Genomic DNA, 18,367 nt, shown 5'->3' on the forward strand with positions numbered 1-18,367 from the left:
GGTTCCGGACCCCTCATCCGGAGAAACGAGCCCGGTGGTCTGTTTCTGCCCGCTGCTCCAAAACAGAAACCGCCGGAGTTCCCGGCGGCAGGACCCTCCCCTCCACATCCCCGTGTCCTCAGGTCAGGATCTGGACGACCTCGTAGACCGCCCTGCCGCCGGGGGTCTGAACCTCCACCACCTCTCCGGGACGTCGCCCGAGCACGGCCTGCCCCACCGGGGACTTGTGGGAGATCCGGTTCTGCGCGGGATCCGCCTCCGCAGACCCCACGATCTGGAACTCGAACTCCTCGCCCGTGCCGAGCTCCCGCAGCCGCACCCGCGAACCGATCTCCACGGTGCCGTTGGAACCGTTCTCCGCGATCACCCGGGCGTTCCGGAGCAGCGTCTCCAGCTCCCGGATCCTCCCCTCCACGAACGCCTGCTCGTTCTTCGCGTCCTCGTACTCCGAGTTCTCGCTGAGATCCCCGAACTCCTTGGCCTGCCGGATCCGCTCGGCCACCTCGCGGCGCCGGACCGTCTTGAGGTACTCCAGCTCCTCCTCCAACTTCCTGAACCCGATGGGCGTAAGGAAGATCTCCTCCATCCGCGTCACCTCACCCGGAAAAGAAACACCGTGGACGATCCTCGCCCACAGTGTCGCCGTTGCCCCCGGTGGACCGGGCTGCCCCCATTATAGGGGACCGGGAAGATCCTGCCAAGCCCACCCCCCGGGCCCGATCCCGGATGCGATCCACCTCCTCGTCGGGGAGGGTCCGCTCCAGCCGGCGGAAGGCCGCGAGGCGGAACCCGTGCTTGTCCGCCAGCCGCGCGATCTCCTGGACCTGCTCCACCGTGAGATCCCGCCCCAGGCTGAAGTTCTCGTAGCGGCCCTCCAAGGCGAGGATCATGGTCTCCGCCATGCAGGCCTCACAGGTGCCCGGCGGATACCCGAAATCGAACCCGAACTCCGCCTCCCCCGGAACCTCGATCACGCTCCCGTCGATGACCAGCACGTCGTCCCGGTGCTGGTACACAGCCGGGGAGACGTTTCGGGGCCGTGCCACGTCGCACACCACGGCTCCGGGCTTGAGGTCCTCGGGCTCGATGAGGACCCGGGGGGCGCTCGTGACCGCGAGGACGATGTCCGCATCCGCCACCCCGGTGCGGGGGTCCGTGCTCACCGTCACCTCCGCGTCGGATTCCCCCTGAATCCGCTCCCGGAGGGATTCCAGGCGCCTGCGGCTTCTGGCCACGAGCACCAGGGAGGGGACCTTGCGGGCCAGGATGCGGGCGCACACGGATCCGATGGACCCGGTGGCGCCCACCACCGCGGCCCGGGCCTCCGAGAGGGGGATCCCCATCCGGTCCGCGGCCCGCAGGGCCCCCTCGATGGCGGTGGCGGCGGTGTAGGAGTTCCCCGTGGTGACCGCAAGCCGGGTGTTCGCGGCAACCGTCACCCCCGCGTCTCCCACCACCTTCGTGAAGGCCCCCAGGCCCAGGATCTTCGCCCCTAACCGCTCTGCCAGCCGAGCACACTGGATGAGCCGGTGGTACACGAACCGGAGGTCGGATTCCAGCAGGGTGCGCGGGGTGAGGGGGAGCCCGATGAGCCACCCTTCCGCCCGGGAGCCGACGGGGGAGCGGATGCCCGTGATGTGGGAGAGCTCCATGGGGGGGAGGCGCTTGAAGACCTCCTCCACCCAGCGGGGCGGAAACCACCGGGTGAAGGCAAACCGCCAGCTGAAGTGCACGGGCTCCAGCGGGTGGAGGACGAACGCGAACCGTTCCATGGGGGATCCGCCCCTCCTCTCCATCTTAGCGCTCCATGGGCGTGGACCGCGCGGCCTCCCACACCCTCCGGAGGGGGTCGGAGCGAGGCGCGTTCAGCCAGCTCACCCGCGGCCGGAAGCCGAACCGGTGCATCCACGTCATGTACTCCTCCGGGGTGATGGTCTCCGGATCCTTCCCGGCGAACGCCACCACCAGGGCCTGGAGCACGTTGGTGGCGAAGGAACGCCCTCCGAGTTCCGGGCCCGTGGTCACCAGCAGGGCCACCCCGCGTTGCCGCAGATCCTCCACGTCCTCCGGGGTGACGGTCTGCGTCAGCACCACCCGGTCGGGGAGCTCCCGGGGCATGTAGCGCCGGATGTAGTGGAAGTCCCCGCACACCACCTCCGCCCACCGGAAGGCCCAACCGAACCGCGGCCGGCGGCGCTCCTGCTTTTCCCCCGTGGGGTAAAACCAGCGGAAGGGCAGGCGGGAGATCACGGGGAGGAGCAGCGCCCCCAGGATCTGGACGCTGCGCAGGGAGCGTAGGGGAATCGGAAGCCCCAGAGCGAAGAGGAAGTCCCCGTACAGGACCTGCGCCCCGACCTCCGCCAGGGCCTCCGCCATCCCGTACCGGTCCACGGAGTTCACCTGGAGCACCCTCCTCCCCCGCAGGGAGAGCCCCACCTCCCGGGGCAGGAACTCCCGCACCAGGTACCGCTCCCAGGTGTGCTTGATGCCGTTCCCGTCCACCACGGGCGTGTGCCGGACGTCCCGCACCAGGCGCACGATGTCCCGGAGGTAGTAGCGCCGGCGGCCCGTTTCCACGAAGAGATCCGCGCCTCCGATCCCGATGGCGTCCACCTTCCCGTCCAGCTCCCGGAGCCACCGGCGGAACCGTGCGTAATCTCCGTCCGTCCCGATGCGCTCGATGCGCACAGGCTCTCCCAGGAGCACCAGCTCCACCCGGGCGTCCCGCCGGGAGGAGCCCAGGCTCAGGCTGACCACCCGCTTCATCCCGGGAGTAGGGTAACACGGCTCTCCCCCCGCGGGGGGAGAGCCGGTTTAGGGAACGCGGAGCTCCGTGCGGTTGCGCAGGTACAGGATGCGCAGGCCCTCCAGCGTGAGGAGAGGGTCGTGGTGGTCGATGCAGGAGGCCTCGTGGAGGACGAGCTCCGCCCACCCACCGGTGGCCACCACCGTGGCCTTCCCGCCCAGCTCCGCCTTCATGCGGGCCACAATCCCCTCCACGAGGCCCACCGCGCCCCAGAAGATCCCCGCCTGCATGGCGGCCACGGTGCTGCGGCCGATGACACTTCGGGTGCGGACGAACTCCACCCGGCGCAGCTGCGCCGCGTGCTCCACCAGGGCCTCCGCGGAGACCCCGATGCCGGGCGCGATGGCACCGCCCAGGAAATCGCCCTCCCGGGAGACCGCGGTGAAGGTGGTGGCGGTCCCCAGATCCACCACGATGGTGGGACCTCCGTATCGGGCGTAGGCGGCCACCGCGTTGCAGATGCGATCCGCGCCGACCTCCCGGGGGTTCTCGTACAGGATGCGCATGCCGGTCCGGATCCCCGGCCCCACCATGAGGGGCTCGCATCCGAAGTATTTCTCGCTCAGCCGCTCCATGGTATCCACCAGGGGCGGGACCACACAGGCCACCGCCACGTGCCGGACGTCCCCGGTTCGAAGGCCATGGTGGTGGAAGAGGGCACCCAGCAGCATCCCGTACTCGTCCTCGGTCCGGGCGGGGTCCGTAGCGATCCGCCAGTGCACGACCGGAGGGCCTTCCCGCTCGGGCGGATCGTAGACCGCGGCCTTGATGAGGGTGTTGTTCACGTTGAGGGCGAGCAGCATCCTACACCAGCCGTGCGGCCCTCAGGGCCCGGTACACGGGCACGGTCACCACCACCGCCAGCAGGGCCTCCGGGAGTCCGTGGGTGGCCCCCACCACCACCGCGGCGCCGGGGGGCATGAGCTGAGGGAACCGCAACACGATCAGTCCCAGCACCCCCACGGTATTCGTGAGCGTGCCCACCACCGCGGCCGCGGCCACGGGCGCGTGCTCGCCCCGGAGCAGGAGGTACGCCACCCCGGCCACCCCGAGCCCGCCCAGGACCGCCGCCAGGGGGTGCGGAGCTGTGGTCGAGGTCACCGCGTGGTAGAGGTTCACGAGCCAGCTCGGCTGGATCTTTCCCGCGCGGAAGGCCGCCTCGAAGGCTTTGGCACCTGGTCCCAGCACCGCATACACCGCGGCCCCACACGCCAGGCACGCGACTCCCCGGGCGGCGCGGCGGCTGAGGACCGCGAAGGCGTAGGCGGCGAGCACCCCGATGAGGATCCTCGGCCCGAAGGCGATGAGGGGATCCTTGAAGAAGGGGAGGGTGGCGCGGCTGAAGCTGAAGAAGCCGAACACCGCCCCCACCAGTGCCCCGGCGGCTGGACCCCGCGCGATGCCCGCGAGGATGGCGGGGAGATGCATGGTGGTGGCGGCTCCCGCCGGCGTGGGCGCGGGGATGAAGCCGATCCCGGGGACGAGGCCCATGACCGCGCTGATGGCCCCCAGGACCCCAACCACGGTGAGATCCCGGGTCTGCAAACGAAACCCCCTCCGCAGCTGCGGAGAGGGCAGGTCTCCTGCACCCATGCTGCACCTCCGTTCCAGTCTGGATCTTCCAGTACCGGACGGACCGAATCTCCTTCGGTTCGCCGGGTCCGGCTCCTCCGGGAGGATGCCGGCCAGTTCAGACTAAACCATACCACACCATACCACCGGAATCAGGGGTTGAGCAAGACCGCGGGCTTTACCCGGAGACCCCCTCGCCCCGGTCCCCGAGCCCCGGAACCCCGTGCAGGCCCCGGGCGAGCCGGACGGCCCGCCGGATCGCCTCTGCCACCACCTCCGGGATCACCGCGGCCACCGCGTCGTAGGCGGCCTCCATCGTCCCCGTGGCGAGGGCGAAGACCACGTCCCCGTCGAGGGAGGTGTGGGAGGGGGAGACCGCCCGGCCGATGCCGTGATGGGCCAGGCGGGCGAGGCGGTTCGCCGCCACCTTGTCCAGCCGGGCGTTCGTCGCGACCACGCCGATTACCGTGTTCCCCAGCGGCCGAAACCCAACGCCCCGCTTCAAGAGGGATCGGGAGCCCACAAATGCCCCGGTTTGCGGATCCCGGGTGCCCGCGAGGACCGTCCCGTCCTCCTCCACCACGTCTCCGACCGCGTTCACCACCATGAGGGCGCCCACCACCACCCCATCCCCGAGCCACGCAGACCAGCTTCCCACCCCACCCTTCATGGCCCCCGCAGGCCCGAGAAGCTTGCCCACCGTGGCCCCGGTCCCCGCCCCCACGCTTCCCTCCTCCGCGGGCCCGGAGGTCGCGGCCTCACAGGCCCGGTAGCCCATCTCCGGTCCCGGCCGGACGTCCGACCGGCCCAGGGCCAGGTCGTAGATCACCGCGGCGGGTACGATGGGTACCCGTGCGACCCCGGTCTCGAACCCCACGCCTCGCTCCTCGAGGTACCGCATCACGCCGTCCGCCGCGGCTAGACCGAAAGCACTCCCTCCGGTGAGGAGCACCGCGTGCACCTCTTGCACCGTCGCGAGGGGATGCAGGAGATCCGTCTCCCGGGTCCCCGGAGCAAATCCCCGGACCTCCACCCCGGCCACAGCCCCCCGCTCGCAAAGCACCACGGTGCACCCGGTGGCCGCCTCGCGGTCCGTGGCGTGCCCCACCCGGATTCCTTCCACGTCCGTGATGCCCGGCATCTTACGCCTCCCCCGGGGCGAGCTCCCCCGCCACGACGCGCATGGCGGACCCGTCCGGGAGGCGCAGGAGGAGGGCTCCATCCCCGTCCACGGCCTCCGCGATCCCCTCGTAGGTTCCGCTGGGGAGGTGGACGCGCACCCGCCGGCCCAGGGTGGTGCTGCGGTCGCGCCACCACCGGAGGACGGTGGCGAAGTCGTCGCCCCGAAACGCCTCGTACACGACCTCCAACTCCCCGCACACCGCGCAGAACAGGTCCCCGAGATCCACGGGTGTGCCGAGTTCCGCGGCAAGGGAGGTGGCACCTTCCGGGAGGTCCGAGGAGGGGTTGGCGTTGAGGCCGATCCCCAGGACCACCCACCGCGCGTCTGGTCCCGCCTCCGCGAGGACCCCCCCCACCTTTTTCCGGCTCACCAGGAGGTCATTGGGCCAGCGCAGTCCCACCGTCAGCCCGCATGCGCGCTCGATGGCCCGGGCCGCGGCCACCCCGCCCACGAGGCTGAGTTTGGGGACCTCCGGGGGGGAGACGGGGGGACGGAGGACCACGGAGAGGTAAAGTCCGCCCCGGGGTGAGACCCAGGGACGGCCCAGGCGGCCCCGGCCCGCGGTCTGCACCTCCGCCACCACCACGGTCCCCTCGGGAGCCTGGGCCGCGGCCAGCTCCCGGGCCAGATCCTGGGTGGAGGAGACCACCTCGAACACGTGGAGGAGACGTCCCACGTACCGGGTACGCAGCCGGTCACGGATGCCTGCGGCGAGGCTCACGGTGCGGGCTCCCTCAACCGCTCTACCCGTACCGCGGCGTATCCCAGGGCTCCCCCCAGTCGCACGTGCGGCTTGCGGACCTCCACCCGCACGCCCTGGACCCTCTCCAGCGCCAGCAGCCGCCGGGCGATCTCCTCCGCCAGCGCCTCGAGGAGCTGACGGGGCGGCCCCTCCACGACCTCCCGCACGGCCCGATACACCTCCCGGTAGTCCAGGGTATCCTCCAGGCGGTCGGAGGCACCGGGCCCTCGGAGGTCGCAAACCACCTCCACGTCTACGAAGAAGGGCTGGCCGCGCTCGCGCTCCTCCGGCCGAACCCCGTGGAACCCGTAAAAGGCCATGTCCTTGAGGAGGATCCGGTCCACCTCACACCTCCGGATCCCGCCACCCCCGGAGCACCGCGTCCGCTACCCGCATGGCCCGGACCACCGCCCGGACATCGTGCACGCGCACGAGATCTGCCCCGTTCGCCGCGGACAGGACGCAGAGGGCGATGGTCCCCTCCACCCGCTCCCTGGGAGGTGCGTCCTGGAGGATCCGGCCGATGGTGGACTTGCGGGAGGGACCCACGAGGATGGGGCATCCCAGGGCCCGCAGCTCTCCGAGCCGTCGGACCAGCTCCAGGTTGTGCTCAGGCCGCTTGCCGAAACCGAACCCCGGGTCCACCACGATCCGGTCCGGGGAGATGCCCTGCTCTCGCGCGAAGGCGATGCGCTCCGCGAGGAATGCCCGGATCTCCCCCATGACGTCCTCGTAGCGGGGATCCCGCTGCATGTCCCTCGGGGTCCCCTTCATGTGCATGAGCACCACGGGACACCCGAACTCCGCCACCACCCGACTCATCTCCGGATCCGCCCGAAGGGCACTGGTGTCGTTCACCATCCAGGCTCCCGCCCGCAGGGCCCTTCGGGCCACCTCGGCTTTCTGGGTGTCCACGCTGATGGGAACGTCCACGGCCGCGGAGAGGGCCTCCACCACGGGAATCACCCGCCGCAGCTCTTCCTCGAGAGGCACCGGATCCGCCCCGGGCCGGGTGGACTCGCCGCCCACGTCCAGGAGGTCCGCGCCCGCCGCCACCATCTCCTGAGCCCGGCTCAGGGCGGCTTCCACGGGATCGGGGAGGCGGAGCAGGCCGTCCCCGCTGAAGGAGTCCGGGGTCACGTTCAGGATCCCCATCACGAGGGTCCGCTCCCCCAACCGCAGCCGGTATCGGCCGTAAGCGAGCTCGCGCACGGTTTCCAGCATCCCTCTCCCGTGGGCGGCAGACGGAAGCGTCACTCGCGAATGGGGGAGAAGTGCACCACGGTGACCCAGTCGTCCAGGGTGATGGGCCGCCCGTAGATGGCGGAGAGGAACTCTATAAGCTCTTCGTGCCGCCGGAACTCGGGGTTCTCCCGCTCGATCTCCCGCGGGGTGAGGTCCCGGAGCTGCTTGTACTCCGTCCGGTCGATGACCGCGCAGAAGATCTTCTGGCGTTCCCCGAACTTCCGCCCCACGGTGACCCAGACGACCTGCCCCTCCCGGTACTTGTCCCGCTTGTCACCCAGACGCACCGTGGCCGTCTTGCGCCCCTGGCGCAGCTGCTCCGCGAACACGGGGGAGTAGAAATTCAGCGCATACACGGCTACGGCCCTACCAAGGTGATGTTCGCCTGGCGCTGCGTCCGCCTCCGCTCCCCCACCGCCACCTCCCTCTCCCTCAGGTGGTACCGCACCCGGACCGTCTGGATCTCCGGCGGGTCCGAGGTGAGGAGCGGAAGAACCTGGAACACCCGTTCGGCAACCACCTCCGTGACGTCCGAGAAGAAGGCCCGCCACCGCTTCCGATCCTGGGGGACCGCCTTGACCCCGTCCAGCACCACCCGGAAATCCGCGGTCCCCGCCTGCAGGCGCACCTCCCGCACCGTGCCCTCTCCCACCACCCCCTCCACCAACCGCCTCGCGACCACCTCGGGGGGCGGAGGGCGCCGGGCCTGCTCGTAGCGGATCTGCCAGATCGCCACCACCACGGCCAGGAGGACCACCATCGCGGCGTATGCCGCGGCGGTCCGCCAGGGAACGTCGGATCTGGATGATCGCTTCGGCAACCGGGCACCTCCGTCCGCCTAGACACCCACTATACTACAGGCGGAAACACCTGCGGAATCTCGTCCGAGGGGGTGGCAGCATGGAGCGCGGCGCGCTCATCATCGTGGATCTCCAGAACGACTTCTGCCCAGGCGGAGCGCTCCCCGTGCCGGGAGGGCACGACATCGTGTCCGTGGTGAACGCGCTCTCCCTGCGCTTCCAGGAGGCGGGACGACCCGTGATCGCCACGCAGGACTGGCACCCCGCGGACCACGTCTCCTTCCAGACCCGGGGAGGCCCTTGGCCCGTGCACTGCGTGCAGGGGACCCCGGGCGCGGACCTGCATCCGCTCCTGCGTCGGGAGCCCATCACGCACCTCGTCCGGAAGGCGTACCGTCGGGACGAGGAAGCCTACTCGGGCTTCCAGGGGACGGGGCTTGCGGAGCTGCTGCGGGCCCTGGGGGTGGAGGAGGTGTACGTCTGCGGCCTTGCCATGGACGTGTGCGTGAACTTCACCGCCCTGGATGCGGCGCGGGCCGGATTCCGCACCACCATCCTCGAGGACGCCACCCGGCCCGTGTTCCCCGAGCAGCTGGAGGAGAAGCGCCGGGCATGGCAGGAGGCCGGGGTGGTGGTCCGGAGGGCCCAGGACCTGCTGGGGGCTCCGGTGGGGGGATAGGCCCCGTAGAGGATGGAGGAGATCCGGGTCGGCTGCTGCGGGCTCCCGCGCGGCCTTGCGGAGTATGCCCGCACCTTCCCGGTGGTGGAGATCCAGCAGACCTTCTACCATCCCCCGCTTCCGGGGACCGCGGCCCGATGGCGGACACAGGTCCCTGAGGAATTCGAGTTCACCCTGAAGGCATGGCAACTGATCACCCACCCGCCCTCCAGCCCCACGTACCGGCGCCTGCGCCAGCCGATTCCGCCCGGAGCGGAGGACCGGTACGGGTTCTTCGCGCCCACGGAGGAGGTCCGGCAGGCCTGGCAGCGAACCCGGGAGACCGCGGAGGTGCTCCGGGCGCGGATCGTGGTCTTCCAGTGCCCGGCCCGGTTCACGCCTGACCCGCCGCACCTCCGAAACCTCCGCTCCTTCTTCACCCAGGTGGACCGCGGGGGGATCCGGTGCGCGTGGGAGCCCAGAGGGAACTGGCCCGCGGAGCTGGTGGCGCAGCTGTGTCAGGAGCTGGACCTCCTCCACTGCGTGGACCCCTTCGTCACCCCTCCCGTGTACGGGCAACCCAGGTACTTCCGGCTCCACGGCCGCGGGGGATACCGCTACCGGTACACGGACGAGGATCTCCGGGCCCTCCGGGACATGTGCTCAGGAGCCGCATACGTGCTGTTCAACAACGTGCACATGTGGGAGGACGCCCTCCGGTTCCGGGCCCTCCTGCAGACCCCGTGACGGCGAGCTCAGAAGAGCTCCCCGCTCCTCCGGAGGGAGATTCCCAGGTGCGCACAGGCGGCGGGCGTGATGCGGCGGCCCGCGGGGGTGCGCACGAGGAAGCCGATCTTGAGGAGATAGGGTTCCACCACCTCCACCAGGGTGTCGGGTTCCTCCTGGAGGGAGGCGGCGATGGCCTCGATCCCCACGGGCCCTCCCCCGTACACCTCCGCGATGACCCGCAGGAAATCCCGATCCAGGGCATCCAGGCCCAGCTCGTCCACCCCCTCGAAGGCCAGGGCCTCCGCGGCCACCTCCTGGGTAATCCGGCCGTCTGAGCGCACCTGCGCGAAGTCCCGCACGCGCCGCAGCAGGCGGTTGGCGATCCGGGGCGTGCCCCGTGAACGGCGGGCGATCTCCATGGCTCCTTCCTGCGCGATCTCCACCCCCAGGATCCGGGCCGACCTCCGCACCACCTGAGCCAGCTCCTCCGGGGTGTAGAAGTCCAGGTGGAAGAAGATCCCGAACCGCTCCCGCAGGGGGGCGCTCAGCATTCCCGCCCGGGTGGTGGCGCCGATGAGGGTGAAGGGACGCAGCCGGTACCGGAGGGTACGGGCGTGCACGCCGCGGTCGAGCACGAAGTGCACGCAGAAGTCCTCCATGGCAGGGTACAGGAGTTCCTCCACCGCCCGGGTCAGCCGGTGGATCTCGTCGATGAAGAGGATATCCCCCTCCTCCAGGTTCGTGAGGATGCCCATGAGGTCTCCGCCCCGCTCCAGGGCCGGTCCGGAGGTCTGCACGAGGTTCGCGTGCATTTCCGCGGCGATCACGTGGGCCAGGGTGGTTTTCCCGAGACCGGGAGGGCCATGCAGGAGGATGTGGTCCAGGACCTCCCCTCGATCCCGGGCGGCCTGGATGGCGATGCGCAGACCCTCCCGTACCCGGGACTGCCCCACGCACTCGTCGAGGGTGCGGGGCCGGAGGGAGCGCAGAAAGGTCGTGTCCTCCGGAGGCAAGGAAGCGCTCGTGAACCGCTCCCGACTCACGACCGAGCCTCCCGCTGCGCCCGGTACACCTCCTGGAAGAGCTCCTCCGCGCTTCGGACCGCGGGGTTACGGCGGAGGGCTTCCTCCACCATGCGCCGGGCCTCCCCGGGCCGGTGTCCGAGCTGCTTGATGAGGATCTCCAGCACCTCCTCCCGGAAGTCCACCTCCACGGGCGTCCTCGGGATCTCCGGGCGCAGCAGGGCGAACTTCCCCATCTTCCCGTGGAGGGCCGCCACCACCTTCTCCGCGGTGCGGGCTCCCAGGCCCGGAAGCCGTTTGAGAAAGCCCACGTCGCGCCGTTCGATGGCGTCCGCGATCTCGTGCACGGGACGGGCCATGGCCCTCACCGCCCGGGCCGGGCCGAGGCCGTCCACGGTGATGAACCGCTCGAAGAACTCCCGCTCCACCCAGGTGCGGAATCCCACCAGGAAGGGTTTGGGTTGGTTCGGGCTCGCCTGGTACGAGATGTACAGGGCCACCTCCTCTCCTTCCCGGATCCCCGCGTCCGCGAGATAGGCGGGGAGCACCACCTCGTACCCCACGCCCCCGCACTCCACCACCACTCCCCCCTCCATCCGGTGCAGGACCTTCCCCCGCAGGTAGCTGATCACGGTCCCCCCTCCCCCACCCTCCCCAACAGCGCCAGGGCCAGGGCCAGGGCATCCGCGGCGTGATGCGGGAGGTTTCCCTCAACCCCCAGCCGGGCGCACACGGCGGCCTGCACCTGGGCTTTCGGAGCCCGGCCGTTTCCCGTGATGGCCCGCTTCACCTCCGCGGGCGGGAGGGAGACGACCCGGACTCCCGCGTGTGCGGCCGCCAGGAACAACACCCCCTGCACGTGTCCGATGCGGATCCCCGCATGCGGGAACCGGAGATGGCTGAAGGCATCCTCCAGGACCGCCATGTCCGGCCGGGTCTCCTCCATCAGGGCGCGGGCGTCCGCGTAGATCTCCCCCAGACGCGCCTCCAGGGATCCCTCCAACCGCGTGCGGATCACCCCGGCTTCCACCAGCACGGAGGCCGTTCCCTCTGCCCGGACCACCGCGTACCCCGTGGCCCGTAAACCCGGATCGAACCCCACCACGATCATGGCCGGATGGGCGAACCTCTGTTTGATTCTCCGGCCAACCGGATCCTCCCCGCAAGGGGAAAGTTTTAGCCCACCCGCTGGAGGATCTCCTCGGGGATGTCGAAGTTCGCGTAAACCTGTTGGACGTCGTCCAGGTCCTCCAGGGCCTCCAGGAGCCTCAGGACGCGCTCGGCCTCCGGGCCATGCACGGGGACCGTGGACCTGGGAAGGAGGGTGATCTCCGCCCGGCCGATCTCGATGCCGGCCCGGGTGAGGGCTTCCCGAACCCGGTTGAGGTCCTCGGGGGCCGTGATCACCTCGTAGACTCCGTCGTCCGGCCGCACGTCCTCCGCTCCTGCCTCGAGGGCGACCAGCAGGAGGTCGTCCTCAGAGATCCGGCCTCGATCTACCTGGATCACGCCCTTCCGGTCGAACATCCAGGCCACGGCGCCTGCCTCCGCCATGCTCCCCCCCAAGCGGTGGAAGACGGAGCGGATCTCCGCGGCGGTGCGGTTGCGGTTGTCCGTTGCGGCCCGGACCAGGATGGCCACCCCACCCGGCCCGTACCCCTCGTAGGTCACCTCCTCGTAGTGCTCCCCACCTCCGGCTCCGGCGCCCCGGGTGATGGCCCGCTGGATGTTCTCGTTGGGCATTCCGGCCTCCCGGGCCCGCTCGATGGCGCTGCGCAGCCGCGGGTTGGCGTCCGGGTTACCGCCTCCCTCGCGGGCGGCCACGATGATCTCCCGCGTGAGCTTGCTGAAGAGCTTACCGCGCACGCGGTCCATCTTCTCCTTCTTGATCCGGATGTTGTGCCACCTGGAGTGTCCCGCCATAGCCTTAAACCCCTTTTCCCTTTGGGCTCGAGACCATTGTAGCGCCTGCTACCGCTCCGTGACCGTGACCCCGGCGGTGGCCTGGGCACCCCCCGGGCTCCAGGCGGTCACCGTGATCACGTACCGGGCTCCCAGAAACCCCAGGGGAGAGCCCACGGTGAGGCGAAAGGTCCCGTCCGGTCCTGCCGAGAGCCACTCATCCCGGAGGAGCACGGGCGTGGCCCCCCCTTCCAGGGTGACGACAACCCGCACCCGGCTTCCGGGCGTGGTCTTCCCCGCCACCTCGAAGGGGGAGGAGACGGAATCCCCTGCCGCTGGGGCGTGGAGTTTGACCACGTGCCCCGACCCCTCCTCCGGGCCCGTCCGGCCCGCGGGGCCCGGCTCCCCAGGGGCGGGGACCCCTTCGGGACGCGGGAAGTCCACCGGAGGCCGGTTGACGAGGGCCTCCCTCATGAACCGGGCCCACAGGCGGGCGGGGACGGTCCCTCCCACCACCCCGCGCATGGGGGTGTTGTCGTCGTTGCCCACCCACACCGCCGCCACGAGATCCGGGGTGTAGCCCACGAACCAGGCGTTGCGGTAGTCGTCCGTGGTCCCGGTCTTCCCCGCGGCCGGACGTCCGATGTCCGCGGCGCGTCCGGTTCCCCGGAGGATCACCCCCCGGAGGATGTCCGTCATGGTGTACGCCACCTCCGGTCGGAGAGCGAGACGGCGCTCCGGGCTGAACTCGTCCAGCACGCGGCCCGCGGCGTCCGTCACCCGGATGATGGCCATGGGCTGGGCGTGAACGCCGTTGGCCGCCAGGGTGCCGTAGGCGGAGGCCATCTCCAGCACCGTGACCTCCGAGGTGCCCAAGGCGAGGGAGAGGTTGGGTCGGAGGTCGCTCTGGATCCCCATGCGGCGGGCGGTCTCGATCACCGCCTGCGGTCCCAACTCCGCCAGCACCCGGACCGCGGGCACGTTCCGGGAGTGCTCCACCGCCCGACGGAGGGAGAGGGGACCCCAGTATGTCCGGTCGTAGTTCTTCGGCTGCCACTCTCCGAATCCCGGGACGCGGTAGCGGACGGGCTCATCCCGGAGGATGTCCTCCGGGGAGGCCCCATGTTCCAGGGCGGTCACGTAAATGAAGGGCTTGAAGGCGCTTCCGGGCTGACGGCGCGCCTGCCAAGCCCGGTTGAACTGCGACCGGTGAAAGTCCACGCCGCCCACCATGGCCTTGATGTGGCCGGTACGCGGATCCAAGGCAACAAGGGCTCCCTGGGAGACCCTGCTTCCCCGGGCTTCCGCGATGCCCTGCGCGATGATCCGCTGGGCCAGCTCCTGGAGGCGCACGTCCAGGGTGGTGTAGACCCGCAGACCCCCCCGGTACACCCGTTCCTCCCCGTACCTCTGGAGGAGAAAGGGGAGGAGATAGGAGACGAAGTACGGGGCGCGGATTCCCACCAGGCCTGCGTTGACCGGGGTCCGGCGAAGCCCCAGGGGAGCCCGCAGGGCGGCCTGCGCTTGCTCCTCGGAGAGGAAGCCCACCTCCACCATCTTGCGCAGCACCTGCTCCTGCCGGCGTTTGGCGGCTGGGAAGTTCCGGAAAGGATCGTAGCGGGAGGGGGCCTGGATCAGCCCGGCCAGCAAGCTCGCCTCTGGTAGACCGAGTTCTCCCACCCTCCGGTTGAAGTACACCTGGGCCGCCATCTCCACCCCGTAGGCGCCGTTCCCGAAGTACACCTGGTTCAGGTAGCGCTCCAGGATCTCGTCCTTGGTGAGGTGGCGCTCCATCTCCAGGGCGAGCAGCATCTCGTGCAGCTTCCGGGTCAGGGTGCGCTCGGGGGTCAGGAACAGGGTGCGGGCCAACTGCTGGGTGATGGTGCTCCCCCCCTCCAGGATCCGGTTCCGGGTGAGGTTCACCCAGAGGGCCCGCGCCACCCCGATGGCGTCCACGCCACGGTGCCGGTAGAACCGCTCGTCCTCGATGGCGATCACCGCCTGCTGCAGGACCCGGGGGATGGCGGAGAGGGGCACGTAGACGCGGTTCTCGCGGTAAAGGCTCGCGATGAGCTCCCCGTTGGCCGCGTAGATGCGGGTGGCCTGGCTTGGCGGGTGGTAAAGGACGGAGACATCCGGGAGGGAGGCCCGAGCCGCCAGGAGCAGGGCGGCCACCCCCGCGAGGGACGCCACGGAGAGACTCGCGAGCAGGGCCGAACCCACCACCACCCATCGGGCTCTCCCCCGAGGCCGCCTTCGGGAGGACCGGCCATGGCCCTTCATCCGGAACCTCCTCACAGGATCCCACGCGTCCCCATGGTACCAAACAATTCCGACGCCTACCCGGCCCGAAGAGGGGACGAGAGGACTGGCACGGGAGTTGCTTGCAGCGGGAGTGAGGGGATGAGCACGGAACGCACTCCCTGGTGGAGACGAGCGGATTCGAACCGCCGACCTCCGCGTTGCGAACGCGGCGCTCTCCCAGCTGAGCTACGTCCCCACGCCGCCCGTGATTTTACCGAACCCGCGGGAATCCCGCAACGCCCCGGAACAACCCGTCCTGAGTTCCCGTTAGCAAGGAAGGTGCGGACGAGCTTCGCGGATCCCTTGCCCTCCGTGGTATGCTGGGGGCTTGGTGAGAGCCGGGAGGAGGCGGACACCATGAATCCTTCTGCCGCGCAGCTGGTCACCCTGAACGCTCCTCGCCTGGAGCGTCATCCTGAGAACCCCATCCTCCAGCCCACCACCCACTGGTGGGAGTGCCGGTGGGTGTTCAACCCCGGGGCCGCGGTCCACCGGGGGCGGGTGCACCTCCTGTACCGGGCCCAGGGGGAGGACTGGATCTCCCGGTTCGGGCTGGCCATCTTGGAGGAGGATGGGGTCCGGGTCGCGTACCGGAGCCCCCTTCCAGTGTTCGAGCCGGACGTGAACAACCCCTGGGAACGGCTGGGGGTAGAGGATCCCCGGATCACCCGCATCGCGGATCAGTACTACGTGTGCTACACCGCCGCGAGCCTCTACCCGGCCCTCAAGCCCAGAACTTACCGGCGGCCGAGCCCCTTTGGGGACACTGGGGTACCGTGGCGTACCCGGATCGCCATCGCCACCACCCGGGACTTCCGGAACTTCCGGCGACGGGGAATCGCCTTCGGGCAGTGGGAGAACAAGAACGGCGCCCTCTTCCCCACCCGGTTCGAGGGCCGGTACCTGCTGCTCCACCGGATCTTCCCGGACATCCACCTGGGATCGAGCAAGGACCTACGCCACTGGCACAACTACGGGCCCCTCCTCCGACCCCGGCCCGGTATGTGGGACAGCAACCGGGTAGGCGCAGGAGGCCCACCCCTCCGGACCCCGTACGGGTGGCTTCTGATCTACCACGGGGTGGACGAAAACCGGGTCTACCGGCTCGGCGCGGCCCTCCTGGATCTTCACAACCCCCGACGGGTTCTGGGCCGTTCCACGGAACCCATCCTGGAACCCGAGGAGCCGTACGAGCGGGAGGGACTGGTGCCCAACGTGGTCTTCACCTGCGGAGCGGTGTTCTACCGAGGCCGGCTCATGGTCTATTACGGGGGTGCGGACCGGGTGGTGGCTGTGGCCTCCGTCCCCACGGGGAGGATCCTGACCTGGGCTCGGGAGGTGGCCCTTCGCGCTCAGCGGGACGGCCGGGTCTAAGCTCAGCGCCCTTCCCGCAGGACCCGCTCGTAGGCCCGGAGGTGGTCCTGCACCATCCGTCGGGCGCTGAACCGTTCCTCCACCCACGCGCGGCAGGCCTCCCGGGAGAGCTCCCGGACCCGCCCGACCGCCTCCACAGCCCCTTCCAGGTCCTCCACCACGAAGCCCGTGCGGCCGTGGGCCACGACTTCCGGGACCGCGCCCCGTCGGGTGCCGATCACCGGGAGGCCGCATGCCATGGCCTCGATCATGGTGAGCCCGAAGGCCTCCTCGTATTCCACCAAGTGCAGAAAGGCCAGGGCCTGGCAGCTGAGCCGGTTGCGCTCCTGGGCGGTTACGGGGCCGATGAACCGAACGAGGTCCCCGTCCAGGTAGGGCTCTACCTCCTGCGCGAAGTAGGCCTCTTCCTCCGGCGGCACGATCCCCCCGATGACCAGGGGGATCCGGGTTCGCCGCGCGAGGGCGATGGCGGTGTGCACCCCCTTCACCCGGGCGATCCGTCCCACGAAGAGCAGGAAGTCGCCCGGGGTGTCGCTGAAGGGGAAGCGCTCCACCTCCACCCCGTGGTGGATGGTGGCCACGTAGCGGAGCTCCGGGAGGAGACGGCGCTCCGCGTGGCTGACGGCGATGTAGGGAAGGTGGCGGAAGGACCGGTAGAGGACCGCGCTGTCGGGTTCCGCGCCTGAGCCGTGGAGGGTGGTCACCACGGGTCTCGGCACGAAGGGCGTGTACGAGACCACGAAGGAGCCCGCGTGGTTGTGCACGAGGTCAAAGGCCTCCGCCTGCTCCAGACACCGCACCGCGTGCAGGATCTCATACCCCCGCGCGGCCCGCCGGAGCTCGGGATCCTCCATAAGGGGACGGGGGACGACGCTCTCCAGTCTCGCCCGCGTGAGGGAGTCCCCGGTGGCGAACAGCGTGACCTCCACCCCGGCCCGGACCAATCCCTCCACCAGGGTGCTGGTGGCCTGCTCCCACCCCCCGTAGTGCCGGGGCGGGCACCGCCAGGCGATGGGCGCGAGGACGGCCACCCGCATCTAGGCCTGCAGGCTCAGGGCGGCCAGGAGATAGGCGAGGCACGCCTCGGCTCCGCAGTTCTCGTTGGGGCCTCCGGGGCCGAGGCCGTCCCGGCAGGCTCCGTCCTCATCCACGAGAGGCACCCCCAGGAGGTTCTCCCCCAGGAACCATCCCCATGCACGGAGCGCGGCCTCCCGATACCACGGACGTCCCGTCCACCGCCACGCCTCCATACATGCCTCCACCAATGCCCCGGGATCCACCGGCTGCTGATCCCAGCGGGCCTTGCGTCCTCCCCGCGGATACCACCCTCGGTTCCCGACCGGGACCACGATCCCGTCCTCCATCACCACCTCCAGGAGGAAGTCCAGGGTACGCAGGGCCGCATGGGCCCACTCCCCGCGGAGGTGGGCCGCCCGCAGCAGGGCCAGGGGAACCCGACCCAGCTCGTACGTGAGCACCGGCTCCGGCCACGGCCAGTCCTCCGGGGTGTCCCGCATCTGCCGGTAGAGGGCTTGACCGACTTCCTCCGCCGCATCCTCAACCCCCGCAGCCAGCAGGCCCAGCAGGGCATTGGCCCGACCGCGACAGGTGCGGAGGCTCCGGACGGTGAACAGAGATCGCCCGAACAGCGTCTGCGCCGCCCGTCGCAGGGGGTCCGGCAGGGGCGAAACGATGGTCTCGCCCAGGGCCCACACGCACCGGCCCTGGCAGTCCTCCGAGACCTCACAGGCGAGCGGACGACCATCCCCATCCCACAGGTTGTGGAACCACCCGTCGGGCCGCAGGCTACGGGCCAGGAAGTCCAGATAGATCCGGCCCAGCTCCACCTGGCCGATCCGGGCCGCCACCACCAGGCCCCGCGCGTTGTCGTCCGCGGTGTAGCCGCTCCCTCGGTCCGGCCGCTTGCCCCGGGCGAACTGGATGAGCCCGAAGGCGTCCGTGAGGCGTCTCAGGTGAACCCACCGGACCGCTACGAGCGTGGTCCGCTCCGTCCGGCCCATGGGTCCGCC

21 protein-coding genes and 1 tRNA gene are annotated in these 18,367 nt (G+C 70.2%); 3 read left to right on the forward strand and 19 right to left on the reverse strand.

Annotated elements, in window-relative coordinates; translation table 11 throughout:
* Nucleotides 1-118: 118 nt before the first annotated feature.
* The 11 genes from greA to QN206_06990 all read right to left on the reverse strand — a co-directional run bounded on the left by greA (nucleotide 119) and on the right by QN206_06990 (nucleotide 8,368).
* A complete protein-coding gene (gene greA, locus QN206_06940; protein ID MDR7614547.1) occupies nucleotides 119-586 on the reverse strand; it encodes a transcription elongation factor GreA in 468 nt (155 codons plus the stop codon).
* Nucleotides 587-596: 10 nt separating this feature from the next.
* Nucleotides 597-1,772, reverse strand: coding sequence for a shikimate dehydrogenase (locus tag QN206_06945; GenBank protein ID MDR7614548.1), 1,176 nt, complete (start codon nucleotides 1,770-1,772; stop codon nucleotides 597-599).
* Nucleotides 1,773-1,797: 25 nt separating this feature from the next.
* Complete coding sequence (locus QN206_06950) at nucleotides 1,798-2,766, reverse strand: quinate 5-dehydrogenase (GenBank protein MDR7614549.1); 969 nt, start codon at nucleotides 2,764-2,766, stop codon at nucleotides 1,798-1,800.
* Nucleotides 2,767-2,814: 48 nt separating this feature from the next.
* On the reverse strand, nucleotides 2,815-3,609 hold the full coding sequence (locus QN206_06955; GenBank protein ID MDR7614550.1) for a type III pantothenate kinase: 795 nt from the start codon (nucleotides 3,607-3,609) through the stop codon (nucleotides 2,815-2,817).
* 1 nt (nucleotide 3,610) lies between these two features.
* Entirely contained in the window at nucleotides 3,611-4,399 is a 789-nt protein-coding gene (locus QN206_06960; protein MDR7614551.1) for an ECF transporter S component, read from the reverse strand.
* Between the two features lie 157 nt (nucleotides 4,400-4,556).
* Entirely contained in the window at nucleotides 4,557-5,519 is a 963-nt protein-coding gene (locus QN206_06965) for a P1 family peptidase (protein ID MDR7614552.1), read from the reverse strand.
* 1 nt (nucleotide 5,520) lies between these two features.
* Complete coding sequence (locus QN206_06970) at nucleotides 5,521-6,282, reverse strand: biotin--[acetyl-CoA-carboxylase] ligase (GenBank protein ID MDR7614553.1); 762 nt, start codon at nucleotides 6,280-6,282, stop codon at nucleotides 5,521-5,523.
* Nucleotides 6,279-6,647: a dihydroneopterin aldolase gene (gene folB / locus QN206_06975; protein ID MDR7614554.1), complete on the reverse strand. Its 369-nt coding sequence runs from the start codon at nucleotides 6,645-6,647 to the stop codon at nucleotides 6,279-6,281. The genes QN206_06970 and folB overlap by 4 nt, the downstream gene beginning before the upstream one ends.
* A 1-nt stretch (nucleotide 6,648) precedes the next feature.
* Entirely contained in the window at nucleotides 6,649-7,527 is an 879-nt protein-coding gene (gene folP, locus QN206_06980; GenBank protein ID MDR7614555.1) for a dihydropteroate synthase, read from the reverse strand.
* 29 nt (nucleotides 7,528-7,556) lie between these two features.
* A complete protein-coding gene (locus tag QN206_06985; GenBank protein MDR7614556.1) occupies nucleotides 7,557-7,904 on the reverse strand; it encodes an ASCH domain-containing protein in 348 nt (115 codons plus the stop codon).
* A 2-nt stretch (nucleotides 7,905-7,906) separates the two neighbouring features.
* Entirely contained in the window at nucleotides 7,907-8,368 is a 462-nt protein-coding gene (locus tag QN206_06990) for a hypothetical protein (protein ID MDR7614557.1), read from the reverse strand.
* An 80-nt stretch (nucleotides 8,369-8,448) separates the two neighbouring features.
* Here QN206_06990 and QN206_06995 point away from each other — a divergent pair, with 80 nt between their 5' ends.
* Together QN206_06995 and QN206_07000 are read left to right on the forward strand one after the other, a co-directional pair.
* Nucleotides 8,449-9,027, forward strand: a complete 579-nt coding sequence (locus QN206_06995; GenBank protein ID MDR7614558.1) for an isochorismatase family protein — start codon at nucleotides 8,449-8,451, stop codon at nucleotides 9,025-9,027.
* Nucleotides 9,028-9,039: 12 nt separating this feature from the next.
* Complete coding sequence (locus tag QN206_07000) at nucleotides 9,040-9,753, forward strand: DUF72 domain-containing protein (protein ID MDR7614559.1); 714 nt, start codon at nucleotides 9,040-9,042, stop codon at nucleotides 9,751-9,753.
* Between the two features lie 8 nt (nucleotides 9,754-9,761).
* Here QN206_07000 and ruvB read toward each other — a convergent pair whose 3' ends face one another.
* The 6 genes from ruvB to QN206_07030 form a co-directional block, all read right to left on the reverse strand.
* Nucleotides 9,762-10,778 carry a Holliday junction branch migration DNA helicase RuvB gene (ruvB, locus tag QN206_07005; GenBank protein MDR7614560.1) on the reverse strand — a complete coding sequence of 339 codons (1,017 nt, stop codon included), beginning with the start codon at nucleotides 10,776-10,778 and terminating at the stop codon, nucleotides 9,762-9,764.
* Nucleotides 10,775-11,389, reverse strand: a complete 615-nt coding sequence (ruvA, locus tag QN206_07010; GenBank protein ID MDR7614561.1) for a Holliday junction branch migration protein RuvA — start codon at nucleotides 11,387-11,389, stop codon at nucleotides 10,775-10,777. The genes ruvB and ruvA overlap by 4 nt, the downstream gene beginning before the upstream one ends.
* The gene (locus tag QN206_07015; GenBank protein ID MDR7614562.1) at nucleotides 11,386-11,868 is read right to left on the reverse strand and encodes a crossover junction endodeoxyribonuclease RuvC; all 483 of its coding nucleotides are present in this window, start codon (nucleotides 11,866-11,868) and stop codon (nucleotides 11,386-11,388) included. The genes ruvA and QN206_07015 overlap by 4 nt, the downstream gene beginning before the upstream one ends.
* Before the next feature lie 65 nt (nucleotides 11,869-11,933).
* Nucleotides 11,934-12,680 carry a YebC/PmpR family DNA-binding transcriptional regulator gene (locus QN206_07020; GenBank protein ID MDR7614563.1) on the reverse strand — a complete coding sequence of 249 codons (747 nt, stop codon included), beginning with the start codon at nucleotides 12,678-12,680 and terminating at the stop codon, nucleotides 11,934-11,936.
* Between the two features lie 48 nt (nucleotides 12,681-12,728).
* A complete protein-coding gene (locus QN206_07025) occupies nucleotides 12,729-14,942 on the reverse strand; it encodes a penicillin-binding protein 1A (GenBank protein ID MDR7614564.1) in 2,214 nt (737 codons plus the stop codon).
* A gap of 141 nt (nucleotides 14,943-15,083) precedes the next feature.
* Nucleotides 15,084-15,159 (reverse strand) — tRNA-Ala (locus tag QN206_07030).
* 161 nt (nucleotides 15,160-15,320) lie between these two features.
* Between QN206_07030 and QN206_07035 the strand changes: the two genes are divergently transcribed.
* On the forward strand, nucleotides 15,321-16,337 hold the full coding sequence (locus tag QN206_07035) for a glycosidase (GenBank protein MDR7614565.1): 1,017 nt from the start codon (nucleotides 15,321-15,323) through the stop codon (nucleotides 16,335-16,337).
* A gap of 2 nt (nucleotides 16,338-16,339) precedes the next feature.
* Here the strand turns inward: QN206_07035 and QN206_07040 are convergent, their stop codons facing one another.
* Entirely contained in the window at nucleotides 16,340-17,374 is a 1,035-nt protein-coding gene (locus QN206_07040; GenBank protein ID MDR7614566.1) for a glycosyltransferase family 4 protein, read from the reverse strand.
* Entirely contained in the window at nucleotides 17,375-18,358 is a 984-nt protein-coding gene (locus tag QN206_07045; protein ID MDR7614567.1) for a glycosyl transferase, read from the reverse strand.
* Between the last annotated feature and the right edge of the window lie 9 nt (nucleotides 18,359-18,367).

The sequence above is a fragment of the Armatimonadota bacterium genome (assembly GCA_031460175.1).
GTDB lineage: Bacteria > Sysuimicrobiota > Sysuimicrobiia > Sysuimicrobiales > Sysuimicrobiaceae > Sysuimicrobium > Sysuimicrobium tengchongense.